This window comes from Pelomonas candidula, assembly GCF_043555985.1.
Classification (GTDB): Bacteria; Pseudomonadota; Gammaproteobacteria; order Burkholderiales; family Burkholderiaceae_C; genus Pelomonas; species Pelomonas candidula.
The window spans coordinates 189,703-206,338 of sequence record NZ_JBIGIC010000001.1; the positions used below are offsets into that span (position 1 = coordinate 189,703).

The following is a 16,636-nucleotide window of genomic DNA, read 5'->3' on the forward strand; positions in this document are numbered from 1 at the left end:
GTTCAGGGTGGGCGTTCAAACGCCTAGCCGTTCAGGCTAGGCGTTACGCGTTTAGACCGGCAGCTCGCGCTGGGCTTCGGCGAGCTTCTTCAGTTGCTTGCGCAGCCACGTCGCGCCGCCTGCGGCTTCGAACACGGCGGCCAGTTCGGCGGACAGCTCGACGCTGATCGTCTGCTTGCCCTTCGGCGCTTGCTCGCCGCCTTCGCCATCGCCGTCGTCTTCGCCGCCCTCTTCGCCTTCTTCGGCGGGTGCCTTGAGCTGTTCCAGCGTTGCGCGGACCTTGGCGCGACCGATCAAGCCGGCTTTGACCTGGGCAATCAGGTGCGCGACGACAGTCGAGCCCTTGGGGTGCTTGGCGATCTGGTTCAGCGTCAGGGCCATTTCAACGTCGTTGCATTGGCCGCTGTTCACCATGTCGCGAACGTCCGCGCTGAACGTCGGGCCGGTCACGGACAGGTGCTTGGACACCCATGCCGATGACTTGCTGAGGCGCTTTGCGACCTCGGCAGGCTTGCCCACCATCGCGAGCATTTCGCGCACGCCTTCGCACGTCTCGGACAGCCCGAGGTTCTCGCGCTTCAGGTTCTCGACGATCTGAACGGCCTTCAGTTCTTCGCCGCCGGTTTCCGCGCCGCGAACGATGCAAAGGACTTCGGTCAAGCCTGCCATTTGGCAGGCCAGCGTGCGGCGTTGGCCTGCGATGACAGCGAAACCGCCTTCGTGCTCAGCGACGATGATCGGCTGAAGCAGGCCCAGCTCCTTGATGGAATCGGCCAACTCCTTGATGCTGGCCTTGTCGAGTCCGGTGGACGTGCGCACGTTCTGCGCAATCGTGATGCGGGACAGGGGGATCATTTGAGTGATGATGGAACGCTCAGACATAGCTTTCTCCGGTTGAGGTTGACGAAGGCTGTTCGTGGATGCCTTCGCAGAGACCTCTTCGCTCCCTTCCCACCGGGAAGGGCGGGGGGATGGGGTCTTGGCGGAAATACAAAAAGCGGCCGCTGCCGCTACTTGCCGAAAAAAAGACGCCCCCTTGATCCCCTTCGCGATGCCGCAGGGGTCAAGGGGGCGGCTTCGGCGAGTGGTGGCGGCGGTCGCTTTTTGAGGTGGGTAGGTCGGCGCAATGTCGGCGGGCGTGCCACCAAGCGCAGCGACTGGCGCGACCGACGCGCGCTGACCGGGTTAGACGACGAATACATCGAGGTATGACGCGATAGGGATCGTTACCGATAGGCGGAGACCCTTTAGGGGCTCCGGTCCGCAGGACTAGAGCCCGGGCCCGAAGGGCATCGCCCTAAACTTCTCCGTTCATTTCGCGAGTTATTCGACGAACGGCCGAATGCGCATGCGACCTCTCGCAACCTAGCTCGTTGGCGATCTCGGTGTACGTCCACCCATCGTTTCGCATGCGAAACGCTTCCTGGTAGTCGAACTTTCGACGCTTGCGACCGAACTTGACGCCTCTTTTCATTGCCTCGGCCATCCCTGCGGCGCATCGTTCGCGAATCACATTTCGCTCAAACTCGGCGAAGGCGCCCAGCAGTTGAAAGATCATTCGACCGACTGGCGTAGCTGTCTCGATTGGTTCGGTCACGCTTCGCAGAGTTGCGCCGCTCTTGGCGAGTCGGTCGGCGATTCTTAGAAGGTCGGAAAGGCTGCGGGCTAGCCGGTCCACCTTGTAGACGACAAGCGTGTCGCCTTGCTGTAGGAAGTTCAGAAGCTCTTCTAGCGCTGGACGCTTCTTGACGCCGGAAATTTGGTCTTCCCAATAGGCGGTTACACCGTATTGGCGTAGCGCCGCAATCTGTAGGCTCGTGTCTTGTTCCGTTGTCGATACGCGTGCATATCCCAAATCCATCGCTTACAGCGCTCCCTTATGTGGCGAGCCTAGCGATTGAACGTGAAGTTAGCGCGCAGAAAAGCTCGGCGGAACGCCGTGCTTTTCGCGTTAAAGAACGGCAGCGATTTTGAACAAGGCAGGTGAAGCCAGGGTTAACCGGGGCGCGCCGCCGGCTTCAGCCCGACGAGGAAGACGCCGCCCAGCACCAGCACCGTGCCCAGCGCGATCCAGCCGTTCATCGGCTCGCCGAGGATGAGCACGCCCATGATCAACGTGCTCATCGGCCCCACCATGCCCACCTGCGACGACAACGGCGCACCGATGCGCGCGATGGCCAGCATGACCATCAGCACGGGGGCGACCGTGCAGGCCGTGGAGTTCAGCAGCGACAGCCACATGACCGGCGTCGGCACCCACGCCGCCGCCAGCGGCTTGACCAGCAGGAACTGGCCGATGCACAGCGCGCAGGCCACGCTGCTGGCCAGGCCCGCCAACCGCAGCGAGCCCAGGCGCTGCACGACCTTGCCGCTCAGCGCCAGGTAGACGGCGTAGGAGATCGCACTGGCAAACACCAGCGCCGCGCCGATGACGGTGCTGCGGCCATCGAAGCTCAGTTCGTGCGCGAACACCGCCACGACGCCGGCATAGCTGATGGCCAGCGCCAGCACCTGCCGCGCCTGCAGCCGGTGGTGGAAGAACACGACCGACAGCAGCAGCACCAGCGTCGGGTTGAGGTAGAGGATGAGCCGCTCGAGGCTGGCCGAGATGTAGGCCAGGCCGGCGAAGTCCAGGTAGCTGGCCAGGTAGTAGCCGGTGAAGCCCAGCACGGCGATGTCGCGCCAGTCGCGCCGCGTGAGTGCCGGCTTGCCCCGGCCGGACCACCAGGCCATGGCGAGGAAGAACGGCAGCGCCAGCAGCATGCGCCACATCAGCAGCGTGACCGCGTCCACGCCGTGGCGGTAGGCCAGCTTGACGATGATGGCCTTGCCGGAGAAACCGATGGCGCCCAGCATGGCCAGCGCCAGGCCGGTCCAGTTCAGACGGGGCGCCGCGACGGCGGAAGATTCAACTGCCATGCGGCCATATTGCCTGCGCCCGCGCCGCAGGGGCTTTCCGCGTCGTGCACGGCCGCTTCGCGCAGGCCCCGCTGCCAGAGCTCAGCGCGTGCACGGCTGCGCCTGCGGCGGGTTCTGGCGGCGGTAGAGCTCGGCCTGCTGCCGGTGCAGCTGCTGCAGCTCGGCCGCGTAGTCGGGCCGCTGCAGGTAGTCGCTGACGCGTGGCAGCGCCGCTATCGCGGGCGACAGCTTCGAAACCTGCAGATACAGCGGCGCGGCACCCAGCGAGCGCGGCAGCACGCGCACCTCCTGCTCGCAGCCCAGCGCATGCAGCAGTTGCTCGCCGGCCTCGCGCGCCGTCGCCATCGCATCGAGCCGGCCCAGCAGCAGCTTGCGCAGGTTCAGCTCCTCGCTGAGCGCGTTGTCCACCTGGGCGTAGCGGGCGAGCTGCTGGTCGACGCCCGCACCCAGGCTGACGCCGTTGCCAACGCCGATGCGCAGGCCAGCGAGGTCGGCCCAGCCGTCGAAGCGCAGCGGGCTGTCGCGGCGCACGAACAGCGCCCCCTCGTTGCTGGCCAGCGCGGGCTCCACGACGACGGCGTACTCCCGCCGCGCGGGCGTATCGAAGGCGCAGACCATGGCATCGACCTGGCCGCGCTCGACCAGCGCCTGGCAGCGCGACCAGGGCCCCACGGCGCTGACGTTCAAGGTCCAGCCCGCCGCCGCAAACGCACGCCGCGCCACTTCGACGCAGACGCCGTGCAGCTGGCCCTGCTGCTCCCAGCTCATCGGCTGGGCGGCCGGGTGGGCGCAGGCGCGCAGCGAGGGCTGCTGGGCCGCCGCCACGCCCGCCGCCAGCACGGCGGGCAGGCCCAGGGTCAGCAGCAGGCGGACGCAAGACATGACACGGATCGTAGGCCCGCGCCGCCCGCCCGTGTCAGCCCCGCGTGCCGGCCAGCATCTCGTGCACGTCGTGGCACATGACGGCCAGGTAGGCCGCGAGCACGAGGTAGTAGGTCGCGTACTCCCACTTCACCGCGGCGGGCACGGCGTAGTAGGTCTGCGCCTCGACGCTGTCGGCGCGATGCTTCCAGGCCTTGATCAGCTGCGGCCAGGCCATCAAGGCGATCAGGATCAGCAGCGGGCTGGGCCGCCAGAAGAACAGCGCCACGAGCATGGGAGCACCCAGCAGCCAGATGCGCGGCGACAACACGGCCGTGACACGGCCGCCATCGAACGGCAGCATCGGGATCAGGTTGACCAGGTTCAGGAAGAAGCCGCTGTAGGCCACCGCCAGCAGCCAGTCGGCACCCCAGCTTCGCGCCATCAGGTAGGCCACCATCGCCCCCGCCGTGCCCAGAACCGGCCCGGCCAGGCCGACGAAGGCCTCGGTCTGCGCGTCGTGGGGCTGGTCCTTCAGCTCCACCCAGGCGCCGACGAAGGGGATGAAGGTCGGCATGCCGACGTCGAGGCCCTTGTAGCGCGCCGCGATGAAGTGGCCCATCTCGTGCACGAACAGCAGCGCGACGAAGCCGGCCGCGTAGCGCCAGCCGTAGATCCAGGCGTAAACGACCAGCGAGACCAGCATGGTCCCGCCGGTGGTCAGCAGCTTGCCGAACTTCAGGCCGGAGAAGAGCAGGAACAGCAGTTTCATCGGACGCCGTCGTTCAGTTCGGGCCGAGCGCCGGGCCGCTCCCAAGCCGGCCCGTCAGGGCGATGTGCTTGCGGCTCCATGCCGCGAGCATCGCCGTCCCCGCGGGGGACCGGCCAGACGCACCGCGTTCAGCGGTGTGCGGCTGGACGAGGGGCTTCATTTCGTACGTTTGAAGAACTTGGTGATGGCCGCGCCGCCGCCGATGACGGCGACGAAGATGATCTTCGCGAACTTGGCGAGGAAGGCGAAGACGACCGCCAGCAAACCCAGCTTCTTGGCGCCCACGCCCAGCACCAGCGCGGCGAGGCCGTACTCGGCGACGTGGTCGGTGCTTTCGTTGAAGTCCTCGTAGCGCTTGCCCTTGTCGAACTCCAGCGCGCCCAGCAAGGCCTTGGCATCGGGCTTCTGCGCCGGCAGATCCTTCAGGTCGGTGACGAAGTTCAGGCTCATGTAGCCCTCGCGGCCCAGCGCGTAGGTGTTGTAGTTGACGCCCTGGCCGGCCTCGGCCGGCGCCCCCTTCTCGCGGGACGCCATGGCCCAGACCAGCCGATGCGTCGTCGCCTCATAGGCCGGCACTTCGGCCCAGCCGGTGATCTCCAGCGGCGCCACGCCCATCTTCTGACGCTCCGCGTTGCCGGACTCGGTGCCCTCCTTGTAGCTGGCCAGCAGCTCGTCGGCCTTCCACTCCTTGGCGTCACCGTCCTTCACGTAGCCGGAGGAGATGTAGCGCAGCACGGCGAACCATTCACCGTCGCCCTTGGGGAACACCAGGCCGGCAATGTCGTCGTGGGCACCGGGGTTGCCCATCGCGGTCAGCAGCTTCCCAGCCTGGGGCTGGGGAATGAAGATGCGGTCCGCCGGCAGGTGCAGCGTGGCCTGGCCCGCAACGGCAACGTCCGCCGGGCCTTCCTTGGCGGCCGCCTTGGCCTCGACCCAGGCCGGGTCCGCCGCGGGCTTGGGCGGTTCGTCGGCCGCACGGGCAGCCAGGCCCAGGCACAGGCCGACGGCGGCCAGCAGGCCGCGCGCGAAAGTCTTGTTCATTTTTTCTCCCTGACGAAAAGGGCCGCAGTCTAGGGCCCGTTGGCCCGACGGCAGCAGGCCGCGAAGGCCAACCGCCAGGGGTCAATCAAGGCGCAGCGCGCTGCTCGCATGCGTATGCGAGCAAGCGGTGCAACGCGGAGTGGCCACTGGTGGATGGCCTTCCCTTCGGGTTGTGACCAGGAAGCCCGCGTGCGGCGTTGCAAATCCTCGCCGGGTGTCCAACCCGGCTGCGGTTTGCGCCTTGCTCGAAGGCTTCCTGGCCACAACGCGGCCAGCTGCCGTCGGGCCAACGAGCCCTTGTCACCCGACGCGGCCCTCCAGGGGGAATCCCCAGCGGATCAGATCCTGGCGAGCAGTGCCGCCCACTTGGCCCGGGCCGCGACCTCGTGGCGTGCCTTCACATGGCCGTAGCCGCGGATCTCCTCCGGCACGCGGGCCAGGTCGACGGCGACCGGCAATGACTCCGCCGTCAGCCCGGCCAGCGCCTTGTCGATGCCGGCCCGGTAGTCGGTGATCCAGCGGCGCTCCATCCGGCGCTCCTCGGTGTGGCCGAAGACGTCGAAGGCCGTGCCGCGCAGGCCCTTGAGCTTGGCGAGCAGGCCGAAGGCCGGGCGCACCCAGCCGCCGAACGGCTGCTTGACCAGCTCGCCCTTGCTGTTCTTCTTCGCCAGCAGCGGCGGCGCGAGGTGGTGGACGAGCTTGTAGTCGCCCTCGAACATGCCGGCGATCTTGGCCGTGAACGCGGCGTCGGTGTGCAGGCGGGCGACCTCGTACTCGTCCTTGTAGGCCATCAGCTTGAACAGGTAGCGGGCCACGGCCTCGGTCAGCGTCGTCTTGCCGCCCAGCTTCGCTTCGGCCGCGCGCACCTTGTCGACGAAGGCCTTGTACTCAGCCGCGTAGGCGGCGTTCTGGTAACCCGTCAGGAAGTCCACGCGCTTGGCGACGATCTCGTCGAGGCTCTGGCGCTTGACGAGCTGGATGACGGCCTGCGCCGCGTACAGCGCCTGCACGGCCTTGAGGTCGTGCGCGCAGCGCCGGCCCCACTCGAAGGCGGCCTTGTTGTTGTCGACCTGCACACCGTTCAGCTCGATGGCGCGCATCAGCGCGTCGTAGCTCAGCGGCACGCGGCCCTGCTGCCATGCGTAGCCCAGCATCAGCGGGTTGGTGTAGAGCGAATCGCCCAGCAGCTTGACCGCCACCTCCTCGGCGTCGAAGGAGCCGAAGTGCTCGGTGCCGACCGCCGAGGCCACGGCCTGCTCGCAGGCCGCGCCGGGGAAGCTCCAGTTGGCGTCGTTGACCAGCGTGGCCGTCGGCGAGCCGTGGGTGTTCAGAGCCACGAAAGTGCGGCCCTCGCGCATCACGGCCAGCGTGGCCTTGTTGGCAGCCACGATGGCGTCGCAGGCGATGACGAGGTCGGCCTCGGCGGCGCCGACCTTGGTGCAGTAGATGGACTCAGGGCGGTTGGCGATCTGGATATGGCTCCAGGTCGCGCCGCCCTTCTGGGCCAGGCCCGCGGCGTCCTGGGTGATGACGCCCTTGCCTTCGAGGTGGGCGGCCATGCCCAGCAGCTGGCCGATGGTGATGACGCCCGTGCCGCCCACGCCGGCGACGACGATGCCCCAGGCTTCTTCGGCGTTCGGGATGACGGGCAGCGGCAGCTGCGGCAGACCGGCGTCGAAGGGGCTCTTGCGGGCTGCCTTCCTGGGCTTCTTCAGCTCGCCGCCCTCGACGGTGACGAAGCTCGGGCAGAAACCCTTCACGCAGGAGTAGTCCTTGTTGCAGGTGTTCTGGTTGATCTGGCGCTTGCGGCCGAAGTCGGTCTCCAGCGGCTCGACCGACAGACAGTTGGACTGGATGGAGCAGTCGCCGCAACCCTCGCAGACCAGCTCGTTGATGACGACGCGCTTGGCGGGGTCCACCATCTTGCCGCGCTTGCGGCGGCGGCGCTTCTCGGTGGCGCAGGTCTGGTCGTAGATGATGACCGTCGTGCCTTCGATCTCGCGGAACTGGCGCTGGATGTCGTCCAGCTCGTCACGGTGGTGCACAGTGACGCCCGGCGCCAGCGCGACACCTTCGTACTTGGCGGGGTCGTCGGTGACGATGACCAGCTTCTTCACACCTTCCGAGATCACGCTGTTCATGATCTGGATGACGGTGTGCCCCTCGGGGCGCTCGCCGACTGTCTGGCCACCGGTCATCGCGACGGCGTCGTTGTAGAGGATCTTGTAGGTGATGTTGACGCCCGAGGCGATGCTCTGGCGGATGGCCAGGCTGCCGCTGTGGAAGTAGGTGCCGTCACCCAGATTGCTGAAGATGTGCTTCTCGTTCGTGAACGGCGCCTGGCCCGTCCACGGCACGCCCTCGCCGCCCATCTGCGTGAAGGTCGCCGTGTTGCGGCCGGGCATCCAGGTCACCATGTAGTGACAGCCGATGCCGCCGACGGCGCGCGAGCCTTCGGGCACGCGGGTGCTGGTGTTGTGCGGGCAGCCGGAGCAGAACCACGGCGTGCGGTCGGCGCCGCCGGCGGTCTTTTCTTCCGCTTTCAGCGAGGCTTCCTTGGCATCGATGACCGCAAGTCGCGCATCCAGGCGGGCGCGGATGTCGGCGTCCACGCCCAGCTTCTTCAACCGCTTGGCGATGGCGCGGGCGATGATGGCCGGCGTCAGGTCGGCCTGCGGGCGCAGCAGCCAGTGGTCGCTGGGGTTGGGCACGCTCCACTCGCCACCGTCTGCATCGCCCGCGTCGAACTTGCCCAGCACGTTGGGCCGCACGTCGGCACGCCAGTTGTAGAGCTCTTCCTTGACCTGGTATTCGATGATCTGGCGCTTCTCCTCGACGACGAGGATCTCCTGCAATCCTGAAGCGAACTCGCGCGCCACCTGCGCCTCCAGCGGCCACACCACGTTGACCTTGTGCAGCCGGATGCCGATGCGCCGGCAGGTGTCGTCGTCCAGGCCCAGGTCGTGCAGCGCCTGGCGGGTGTCGTTGAAGGCCTTGCCGCTGGTGATGATGCCGAAGCGGTCCCCCTTTCCACCATTTGGGCCTTCGATGACGTTGTAGTTCAGGCGGTTGGCGCGGATGTAGGCCAGGGCCGCGTACCACTTGAAGTTCATCATCCGCGACTCCTGCTCCAGCGGCGGGTCGGGCCAGCGGATGTGCAGGCCGCCCGGCGGCACGACGAAGTCCTCGGGCAGGATGATGTTGACGCGGTCGGGGTCCACGCTGACCGAGGCCGACGACTCGACGATCTCCTGGATGGTCTTCATGCCGGCCCACAGGCCCGAGAAGCGGCTCATCGCGAACGCGTGCAGCCCCATGTCCAGGATGTCCTGCACGCTGCTCGGGAAGAAGGTCGGGAAGCCGACCGCCTTGAAGACGTGGTCGCTCTGGTGGGCCGCCGTCGAGCTCTTGGCGATGTGGTCGTCACCCGCGATGGCGATGACGCCGCCGTGCTTGGACGTGCCGGCCATGTTGGCGTGCTTGAACACGTCGATGCAGCGGTCAACGCCCGGGCCCTTGCCGTACCAGAGGCCGAAGACGCCGTCGTACTTGGCCTTCTCGGGGAACAGGTCCAGCTGCTGCGTGCCCCACACGGCGGTCGCGCCGAGTTCCTCGTTCACACCCGGCTGGAACACGATGTTCTGCTTGGCCAGGTGCTTCTTGGCCTGCCACAGTGCCTGGTCGTAGGTGCCCAGCGGCGAGCCCCGGTAGCCGCTGATGAAGCCGGCCGTGTTGAGCCCGGCCATCGCGTCACGCGTGCGCTGCAGCATCGGCAGCCGCACCAGCGCCTGCACGCCGCTCATGAAGGCGCGGCCATGGTCCAGCGCGTATTTGTCATCCAGCGTGACCGTCTGTAGGGCCTTGAGGATGTGCTCGGGCAGCGGGGCGTTCATTGGCGGTGCTCCTGATTGGGCGGCCCGGCGTAGCGACCCTTGTGGGGCCGGGCGCGCAGGCGTGTGGCCAGTATGGCCGGACGGGTCAGTGTAGGGAAACCGGCCCGACGGGTGCTTGCCAACTTGCGCTTCAAAACGGCACCGCGCGCAAGATCCTTTCCTGATAAAGCAAAATCGACATCGATTTGCATCACCCATCCGCCGATTAGGGCAAACCATGAGCTCCGACGCCCTCGACCGTTACCACATCGCCATCCTGGCCGAGCTGCAGCGCGACGCGCGCCAGTCCAACGCCGAGCTGGCCCAGCGCGTGGGCCTGTCGGCCGCGCCGACATGGCGACGCGTGAAGTGGCTGGAGGAGCAGGGCTACATCACCGGCTACCGCGCCGAGCTGGACCGCCGCAAGATCGGCCTGGGCGTGCTGGCCTTCGTGCGCGTGGACGCCGAGCGCAGCGCGGCCTCGGCCACGCAGGCGCTGGAAGAAGCCATCCGCCAGCTACCCGAGGTCGTCGCCTGCCACTACATCTCCGGCACCGGCACCTTCGAGCTGCAGGTCATGGCCACCGACCTCGACGCCTTCTCGCGCTTCTCCATCAACACGCTGCTGAAGCTGCCCAACGTGAAGGACATCCACACCAGCTTCTCGCTGGGCGAGGTGAAGGCGGGCGGTGCACTGCCGCTGGGGCATCTGAAGGGCTGACGCGACGCCACGCAGTCCGGCCGCAGCGCGGCCCGGCCTCCGCGTGAACAAGCACCGCCGTGGCTCGACAGCGGGCAAGGCCTGGCCCCCTCGCCCGCGTTAGGCTTGCGCCATGGCGACGTCCCACCTGCGGCGGCTGATCGACCTGTGGCTGGGCACCGACTCCGCCCAGCGCCTGCGCCTGCGCCAGACCTCGCTGGCCATGCTGCTGATGGTCCTGTCCGTTGCGATGCTGCACTACGGCGTGCGCATCGGCGGCGGCGAGAGTGGCCTGCTGCTGTGGGGCTGGACGGTCTGCTCGCTGGGCGGCATGGCCGTCTTCTACGCCGCCATCCGCAGCGGCTGGTCGCTGCGCGCCGGCGATCCATCGCTCACTGGCGCCCAGATCGCCTTCGCCATCTGCGCCGCCGCGCTGGGCTACGCGCAGGCCGGCCCCATGCGCGGCGCCTGCTTCCCGGTGCTGACGCTGATCCTGATGTTCGGCATGTTCCAGCTCCGCGCGCGCAGCGCCTTCGGGCTGAGCGTGTTCGCACTGGGCCTGTTCGCACTGGTCATGGGCGTGATGGCCGTGGTGCAGCCGGTCGCCTACCCGCCGGCCGTCGAGATCGGCCACTTCCTGATGCTGGCCTGCATGCTGCCCGCGGTGGCCGTGCTCACCGCGCGGCTCAGCCGCATCCGGCGCCGCCTGTCGGACCAGCGTGAAGAGCTGGCCCGGGCCCTCGCGCAGCTGCAGGCCATCGCCACGCGCGACGAGCTCACCGGCCTGCCCAACCGCCGACAGATGCAGGCGCTGATGGACCAGGAACTGCTGCGCTCGCAGCGCCACGGCTACGAGTTCTGCATCGCCATCGCCGACCTGGATCACTTCAAGCACGTCAACGACCAGCACGGCCACGCGGCCGGCGACCTCGTTCTGCGCGCCTTCGCCCAGGCCAGCCAGGGCGCACTGCGCGCCACCGACGTCATCGCGCGCTGGGGCGGCGAGGAGTTCCTCGTGCTGCTGCCCGACACCGCCATGCCGCTGGCGCTGGCCGGCATGGAGCGGCTGCGCGAGCGCGTGGCCGAGCTGCGCACGGACGTCGGCGGCGGCGCGCAGGTTGCCATCACCGTCTCCATCGGCCTGACCGGCCACCACCGCGGCGACACGCTGGCGCAGACGCTGGAGCGCGCCGACCGGTTGCTCTACCAGGCCAAGGACGGCGGCCGCAACAAAACGGCGATCGGCTAGCCCTGGCATAGTCGGTCGCCCCGTCCGTCAACGCATCCCGCATGGCCACCCTGCCGCTGCGCCACCTGCTGCTCGCCATCGCCGTCGTCGCGATCTGGGGCAGCAACTTCGTCGTCATCAAGGTCGCGCTCGCGGTGCTGCCACCGATGCTGCTGGCCGTGCTGCGCTTCGCCATCGCCTTCGTGCCGGCCTGCTTCTTCCTGCAACGGCCGGCCGTGGGCTGGAAGAACCTGGCCGGCTACGGCCTGTTCGTCGGCGTAGGCCAGTTCGGACTGCTGTATCTGGCGATGCAGGGCCACATCTCGCCAGGGCTGGCTTCGCTCGTCATCCAGACGCAGGTGTTCTTCACGCTGCTGCTGGCCGTGCGGCTGGCGGGCGAGCGCGTGCTGCCCAGCCAATGGGCGGGCCTGGCGCTGGCCGTCGCCGGCATCGCCGTCATCGTCATGCACACCGACGGCGCAACTACGCCGCTGGGCCTGGCGATGGTGCTGGCCGCGGCGTTCTCGTGGGCCTGCGGCAACCTCGTCGGCAAGCGCGCCGGCGCGGTGAACATGCTGGCCTACGTCGTCTGGAGCAGCGCGTTCGCGGTGCCGCCGTTGCTGGTGCTGGCACTGGTCATCGACGGTCCCGACCGCATCGCCACGGCGCTGGCCGCGGCCGACGCCGGCACCTGGGGCGCCGTGCTCTGGCAGAGCTTCGCGAACACGCTGTTCGGCTATGGCTGCTGGGCCTGGCTGCTGACGCGCCACCCCGCCGCGCGCATCGTGCCGATGGCACTGCTGGTGCCGGTGTTCGGCATGGGGGCCAGCAGCTGGCTGCTGGGCGAGGCGCTGCCCGGCTGGAAGCTCGGCGCCGCGGCGCTGGTGTTGGCCGGTCTGGCGATCAACCTGTTCGGACCGCGGTTTTTGCCGTCACGGCCCAAGCCGGCGCAGGACTAAGCTTGGCCGCATGAAGCGCCTTGCCCTGCTCCTGCTGCTGTCGCCGCTGCTCGCGATGGCCGCGCCGCCCGCCGTGCAATTGCTCGTCGAACTGCGCTGGGTGGACAGCAACCTGCCGCCCGCCGCCCAGGCCGGCGTGCGCGACGGCGCCGTCGTCATCGGCACGGCCGGCAGCGTGTCGCCGCGTGGGCCGGGTGTCGTGACCTCCACCGCCAGCGCCGCGCCGCAGCCGGTACAGCGCCTGCTGGTGCAGAACGGCCAGCGCGCGTCGCAGCGGCTGACGACGCGCGAACCGCTGCAATGGGTGGACACCACGCTGGAGCTGGACCCGCGCGGCGCCACGGCCGGCGCCCTGCCCGCCAGCGCCGTGAAGCGCCTCTACGCGCAGCCCCGCCAGGGCGAACGCCGTGTCACGCAGGGCTTCAGCGTCACGCCGACCTGGGCCGGTGGCCGTGCGCCCGTGCGCGTGGCCTTCGATGTGGACGACGGCGACAACAGCTTCCAGTCCACACTGGATGTGCCGATGGAGCGCTGGCAGACCGTCGCCCGCACCGGCGGCGGCGCGACCGCACCGGCGCCGCGCGGCACGATCAGCAGCCGCGACGCCGCCGGGCAGCCCGAGCGCGCGCTGCAGCTGCGCGTGTCGGTCAACCCTGGTTCAGCAGACCGTTGATCTGCGGGTACGGCGCCGCGCCGTCGTACAGGTCGGCGCCACTGCCGGCGGCGAGGAAGCCCGCCGCGGCCCGCTGCGCCCGGCCCCAGGCGGCTTCCGCAATGGCGCTGCCGGCGCTGAGGCGGCGCACGCCCAGGCGCTGCAGCTCATCCAGGCCCGGTAGCGCGGGCCGCGCCATCACGTTCAGCGGCAGCGGCTGGCCCGCCACGAGCGCAGCGATGTCGGCCGCGGCCGTCACGCCGGCCGCAAACAGACCGTCGGCGCCCGCCGCCGCGTAGTCACGCGCTCGCTGCAGGGCCTCGTCCACGGCGCGCCCCGGCGCCAGGTTCTTCAGCCAGACGTCGCAGCGCGCGTTGATGAACACGTCCACGCCAGCCCGAACTGCCGCGGCCTTGATGGCTTCGATCTTGCGGCACAGCAGCGCGGGCGTGCCGGTGCCGTCCTCCAGGTTGATGCCGACCGCACCGGCCTCGACGAGCTGCATGACGTTGCCGGCCACGGCGGCCGGGTCGTCGCTGTAGCCGGCCTCGCTGTCGACGCTGAGCGGCACGCGCGCGACGCGGGCGATGCGGCGCACGGCGGCAGCGTGCTCGGCGATGGGCAGGTGGTTGCCGTCGGCATAGCCCAGCGCCCAGGCCAGGCCGGCGCTGGTCGTCGCGAGCGCGGGCACGCCCAGGCTCTGCACGAGCGCGGCGCTGCCGGCATCCCAGACGTTGGCGATCTTCAGGAGTTCGGGGCCCTGGTGGATCTGGCGGAAGTTCATGGCGGTCGCTGTCCGAAGCGTGGAAGAGGTCGCCATGCTGCCTGCACCTGCTGCCAGCGCATGACAGGGGAGAACGGCTGACGGCTGCCTGAAGACGAAGAGAGCGTTACCAGTCATGCGAAGGAACTGCCAAGTTCTGCGCACTGCCGTCCACAGAGTGCGTGTAACGTGCCCGTTTTTGAACAGCTGGCCCGCCCGATGAGACTCGCCTTGATCGCCCACGACGGCAAGAAGGACGCCATGATCGCCCTCGCCGCCGACTTCCTGCCGCTGCTGCGCCGCTGCGCGCTGATGGCCACCGGCACCACCGGCGCCCGGCTCGCCGAGGCCCATGGCCTGACCGTCGAGCGCATGCTCAGCGGCCCCTGGGGCGGCGACCTGCAGATCGGCGCGCGGCTGGCCGTGGGCGAGCTGGACGGCGTCATCTTCCTGCGCGACCCGATGACGCCGCAGCCGCACGAACCCGACATCAACGCCCTCGTGCGCGCCTGCGACGTGCACGACGTGCCCTGCGCCACCAACGTCGCCACGGCGCGGCTGCTGCTGACTCGCTGGAGCGAGGAATGACGTCCCTCGCCCAGCTCCGCATCGCTGAGCGCGAGCGAGCCTGGGCGGTCCACCTGGGGGACGCCGATGCTTGCGGCATTGAGCCGCAAGCACATCGCCTGACGGGCCGGCTTGAGGTGGCCCGGCGCTCGGCTCACCAGTCCTACGCTCGCGGCGAGATGGCCAGCTGACATGGCCCTGTCGCGGCGGCTGCGTATTCGCACCCGGCTGGGCCTCGCGTTCGGCCTGCTGCTGCTGTTGCTGCTGGGGTTGGCGGCGCTGTCGGTGTACCGGCTCACGGGCCTGTCCGACGCGCTCAATCAGATCGTCGACGACCAGGCCGCCATCCGGGACTCGGTCAGCGAGATCAACCGCAACGCCGAGGCCGTCGCGCGCAAGCTGCTGGTGCTGATGAGCCCGGACGACGACCTGCGCCTGGCCGCCTACCCCGAGATCAACGCGGCCAACGCGCGGCTGGACGATGCCATGCAGCGCCTGACGCTGCTGCTGCCGCCCGGGCCGCGCAGCGAACGCCTGGCCGACGTGAGCCAGCGCCTGGCCGACTACCGCGCCAGCTACATCCGCGCACGCGACCTCATCGAGAACGACGACTTCCTGCTTGCCCGCGAGCAGGTGGGCGGCGGCACCGAATCGGCGCTGTCGCTGTTCGTCGACGCCGTCTACCAGCTGGCCGCCAGCGAGGAGCGCGCCGGCACGGCCCGGGCGCGCGAGCTGCGCAAGCAGATCGAGGTGGACCGCACCGGCGTGCTGGCGCTGTGCATCGGCGCGCTGGTGGCCGGCGCGCTGCTGGCCGTGGGCGTGACACGCTCCATCATCGCCCCGCTCAAGCGCGCCGAGGACGGCGCCGAGCTGATCGCGCGCGGCCGGTACGGCCACCGCATCGAGGTGGACTCGGCCGACGAGCTGGGCCACATGGCCGCTGCCATGAACACGATGGCCATCGCCGTCGGCGAGCGCGAGGCCGAGCTGCGCCGCCTGGCCGACCTGGACCTGCTGACCGGCCTGCCGCAGCGCACCCGCTTCGTTGCCGACGGCGACCGGCTGCTGGCCGGCCTGCCGGAGCGCGGGCAGGTGGCTGTGCTGATCTGCATCGACGTGGACCGCCTCAAGGCCGTCAACGGCGTGCTGGGCTTCGACGCCGGCGACGCGCTGCTGCGCGGCGCGGCGGACAAGCTGGCCTCGCTGTTCGACGAGGGCACGGCCGCCTACGGGCGCCTGGCCGGTGGCACCTTCGCCGCGCTGGCGCCCGTGGCCCGGCTGGAGCACGGCGCGGGGCTGGCGGCCCAGCTGCGCGAGGAGGTGGAGCACAAGCTCTCCTGGCAGGGCCAGTCGCTGGACCTGTCCGTGTCGCTCGGCGTGGCCCACTGGCCCGAGCATGCCGACACCACCGAGACGCTGCTGCGCCGCGCCGAGCAGGCCATGTTCGAGGCCAAGCGGCTGCGCCAGCCGGTGTCCGTCTACAACCCTGGCGCGGAGGCCGCGCGGGCGCTGCACCTGAGCCTGCTGTCCGACCTGCACACCGCCATCCAGCAGGACCAGCTGCGCCAGTTCCTGCAGCCCAAGCGCGACCTGCGCACCGGCCGCATCACCGGCGCCGAGGCGCTGGTGCGCTGGCAGCACCCGCAGCGCGGCTGGCTGCCGCCAGGCGACTTCATCCCCTTCGCCGAGCGCAGCGGCCGCATCCGCCAGATCACCGACTGGATGCTGACCCGCGCCGTGCGCACGCTGGCCGACTGGGAGGCGCAGGGCCGCGAGCCGCTCTACGTCGCCGTCAACATCTCCACGCTGGACATCCAGGACCAGACGCTGCCCGCCCGCCTGGCCGCGCTGCTGGCCGAGTACCGCGTCGACCCCGGCCAGCTGCAGCTGGAGGTGACCGAGACCGGCCTGATGAGCAGCGGCACCGACCCCATCGCCGTGCTGCACGCCCTCAAGAGCTGGGGCGTGCGCCTGGCCATCGACGACTTCGGCACCGGGCAGTCGTCGCTGGCCTATCTGCAGCACCTGCCGGTGGACGAGCTGAAGATCGACCGCAGCTTCGTGCGGGACGTGCACACCGATCCGCGCCGCGTGGCGCTGCTGAAATCCATCGTCGGCGTGGGCCAGGGCCTGGGGCTGACGGTGACGGCTGAGGGCGTCGAGAACGAGGCCGAGCTGGCCGTCGTCCAGAGCGCCGGCTGCGACCTCGTGCAAGGCTATTTGCTGGCCCGGCCGATGGCGTTGGGCGACTTCGAGCACTGGCTCGCCGCAAAAGGCTAAAATCGCCGACTTTCGTCGTTTT

At 69.3% G+C, this 16,636-nt stretch carries 14 protein-coding genes; 6 read left to right on the forward strand and 8 right to left on the reverse strand.

The genetic code is table 11. The annotated features are described in order from the left end of the window. Nucleotides 1-51 precede the first annotated feature (51 nt). From ACG04R_RS00975 to ACG04R_RS01005, 7 genes are all read right to left on the reverse strand, one after another. Complete coding sequence (locus ACG04R_RS00975) at nucleotides 52-882, reverse strand: ParB/RepB/Spo0J family partition protein (protein WP_394405677.1); 831 nt, start codon at nucleotides 880-882, stop codon at nucleotides 52-54. Between the two features lie 415 nt (nucleotides 883-1,297). Beyond that, entirely contained in the window at nucleotides 1,298-1,861 is a 564-nt protein-coding gene (locus ACG04R_RS00980) for a recombinase family protein (RefSeq protein WP_394405678.1), read from the reverse strand. A gap of 134 nt (nucleotides 1,862-1,995) precedes the next feature. Next, nucleotides 1,996-2,919 (reverse strand): DMT family transporter, encoded by a 924-nt coding sequence (locus ACG04R_RS00985; protein ID WP_394405680.1) that lies wholly within the window; start codon nucleotides 2,917-2,919, stop codon nucleotides 1,996-1,998. Nucleotides 2,920-3,000: 81 nt separating this feature from the next. Beyond that, entirely contained in the window at nucleotides 3,001-3,801 is an 801-nt protein-coding gene (locus ACG04R_RS00990) for a substrate-binding periplasmic protein (RefSeq protein WP_394405682.1), read from the reverse strand. A 34-nt stretch (nucleotides 3,802-3,835) separates the two neighbouring features. Next, nucleotides 3,836-4,552 carry a site-2 protease family protein gene (locus ACG04R_RS00995; protein WP_394405684.1) on the reverse strand — a complete coding sequence of 239 codons (717 nt, stop codon included), beginning with the start codon at nucleotides 4,550-4,552 and terminating at the stop codon, nucleotides 3,836-3,838. 156 nt (nucleotides 4,553-4,708) lie between these two features. Next, on the reverse strand, nucleotides 4,709-5,593 hold the full coding sequence (locus ACG04R_RS01000; RefSeq protein WP_394405686.1) for a DUF2167 domain-containing protein: 885 nt from the start codon (nucleotides 5,591-5,593) through the stop codon (nucleotides 4,709-4,711). A gap of 338 nt (nucleotides 5,594-5,931) precedes the next feature. Continuing rightward, entirely contained in the window at nucleotides 5,932-9,486 is a 3,555-nt protein-coding gene (locus tag ACG04R_RS01005) for an indolepyruvate ferredoxin oxidoreductase family protein (RefSeq protein WP_394405688.1), read from the reverse strand. A gap of 217 nt (nucleotides 9,487-9,703) precedes the next feature. Here ACG04R_RS01005 and ACG04R_RS01010 point away from each other — a divergent pair, with 217 nt between their 5' ends. The 4 genes from ACG04R_RS01010 to ACG04R_RS01025 all read left to right on the forward strand — a co-directional run bounded on the left by ACG04R_RS01010 (nucleotide 9,704) and on the right by ACG04R_RS01025 (nucleotide 13,025). Then, entirely contained in the window at nucleotides 9,704-10,186 is a 483-nt protein-coding gene (locus ACG04R_RS01010; RefSeq protein WP_394405690.1) for an Lrp/AsnC family transcriptional regulator, read from the forward strand. 112 nt (nucleotides 10,187-10,298) lie between these two features. After that, entirely contained in the window at nucleotides 10,299-11,414 is a 1,116-nt protein-coding gene (locus tag ACG04R_RS01015; protein ID WP_394405692.1) for a GGDEF domain-containing protein, read from the forward strand. A gap of 50 nt (nucleotides 11,415-11,464) precedes the next feature. Further along, nucleotides 11,465-12,352, forward strand: coding sequence for an EamA family transporter (locus ACG04R_RS01020; protein WP_394406485.1), 888 nt, complete (start codon nucleotides 11,465-11,467; stop codon nucleotides 12,350-12,352). Nucleotides 12,353-12,362: 10 nt separating this feature from the next. Further along, entirely contained in the window at nucleotides 12,363-13,025 is a 663-nt protein-coding gene (locus ACG04R_RS01025) for a hypothetical protein (RefSeq protein ID WP_394405694.1), read from the forward strand. On the opposite strand, the gene ACG04R_RS01030 is transcribed toward ACG04R_RS01025, so the two are convergent. Beyond that, nucleotides 13,000-13,788: an isocitrate lyase/PEP mutase family protein gene (locus tag ACG04R_RS01030; protein ID WP_394405696.1), complete on the reverse strand. Its 789-nt coding sequence runs from the start codon at nucleotides 13,786-13,788 to the stop codon at nucleotides 13,000-13,002. The two genes, ACG04R_RS01025 and ACG04R_RS01030, sit on opposite strands and share 26 nt — an antisense overlap. 198 nt (nucleotides 13,789-13,986) lie before the next feature. On the opposite strand from ACG04R_RS01030, the gene ACG04R_RS01035 reads away from it, so the two are divergent. Next, complete coding sequence (locus tag ACG04R_RS01035; RefSeq protein WP_394405698.1) at nucleotides 13,987-14,355, forward strand: methylglyoxal synthase; 369 nt, start codon at nucleotides 13,987-13,989, stop codon at nucleotides 14,353-14,355. Nucleotides 14,356-14,526: 171 nt separating this feature from the next. Further along, complete coding sequence (locus tag ACG04R_RS01040) at nucleotides 14,527-16,614, forward strand: putative bifunctional diguanylate cyclase/phosphodiesterase (RefSeq protein ID WP_394405700.1); 2,088 nt, start codon at nucleotides 14,527-14,529, stop codon at nucleotides 16,612-16,614. The last annotated feature ends 22 nt before the right edge of the window (nucleotides 16,615-16,636 follow it).

Bases quoted from the DNA above. Each gene is read 5' to 3' on its own strand.
- ACG04R_RS00985 (WP_394405680.1), bottom strand. From the start codon at position 2,919: ATGGCAGTTGAATCTTCCGCCGTCGCGGCGCCCCGTCTGAACTGGACC.
- ACG04R_RS01025 (WP_394405694.1), top strand. From the start codon at position 12,363: ATGAAGCGCCTTGCCCTGCTCCTGCTGCTGTCGCCGCTGCTCGCGATG.
- ACG04R_RS01010 (WP_394405690.1), top strand. From the start codon at position 9,704: ATGAGCTCCGACGCCCTCGACCGTTACCACATCGCCATCCTGGCCGAG.
- ACG04R_RS01040 (WP_394405700.1), top strand. From the start codon at position 14,527: ATGGCCCTGTCGCGGCGGCTGCGTATTCGCACCCGGCTGGGCCTCGCG.
- ACG04R_RS00975 (WP_394405677.1), bottom strand. From the start codon at position 882: ATGTCTGAGCGTTCCATCATCACTCAAATGATCCCCCTGTCCCGCATC.
- ACG04R_RS01015 (WP_394405692.1), top strand. From the start codon at position 10,299: ATGGCGACGTCCCACCTGCGGCGGCTGATCGACCTGTGGCTGGGCACC.
- ACG04R_RS01030 (WP_394405696.1), bottom strand. From the start codon at position 13,788: ATGAACTTCCGCCAGATCCACCAGGGCCCCGAACTCCTGAAGATCGCC.
- ACG04R_RS00980 (WP_394405678.1), bottom strand. From the start codon at position 1,861: ATGGATTTGGGATATGCACGCGTATCGACAACGGAACAAGACACGAGC.
- ACG04R_RS01000 (WP_394405686.1), bottom strand. From the start codon at position 5,593: ATGAACAAGACTTTCGCGCGCGGCCTGCTGGCCGCCGTCGGCCTGTGC.
- ACG04R_RS01005 (WP_394405688.1), bottom strand. From the start codon at position 9,486: ATGAACGCCCCGCTGCCCGAGCACATCCTCAAGGCCCTACAGACGGTC.
- ACG04R_RS00990 (WP_394405682.1), bottom strand. From the start codon at position 3,801: ATGTCTTGCGTCCGCCTGCTGCTGACCCTGGGCCTGCCCGCCGTGCTG.
- ACG04R_RS01035 (WP_394405698.1), top strand. From the start codon at position 13,987: ATGAGACTCGCCTTGATCGCCCACGACGGCAAGAAGGACGCCATGATC.
- ACG04R_RS00995 (WP_394405684.1), bottom strand. From the start codon at position 4,552: ATGAAACTGCTGTTCCTGCTCTTCTCCGGCCTGAAGTTCGGCAAGCTG.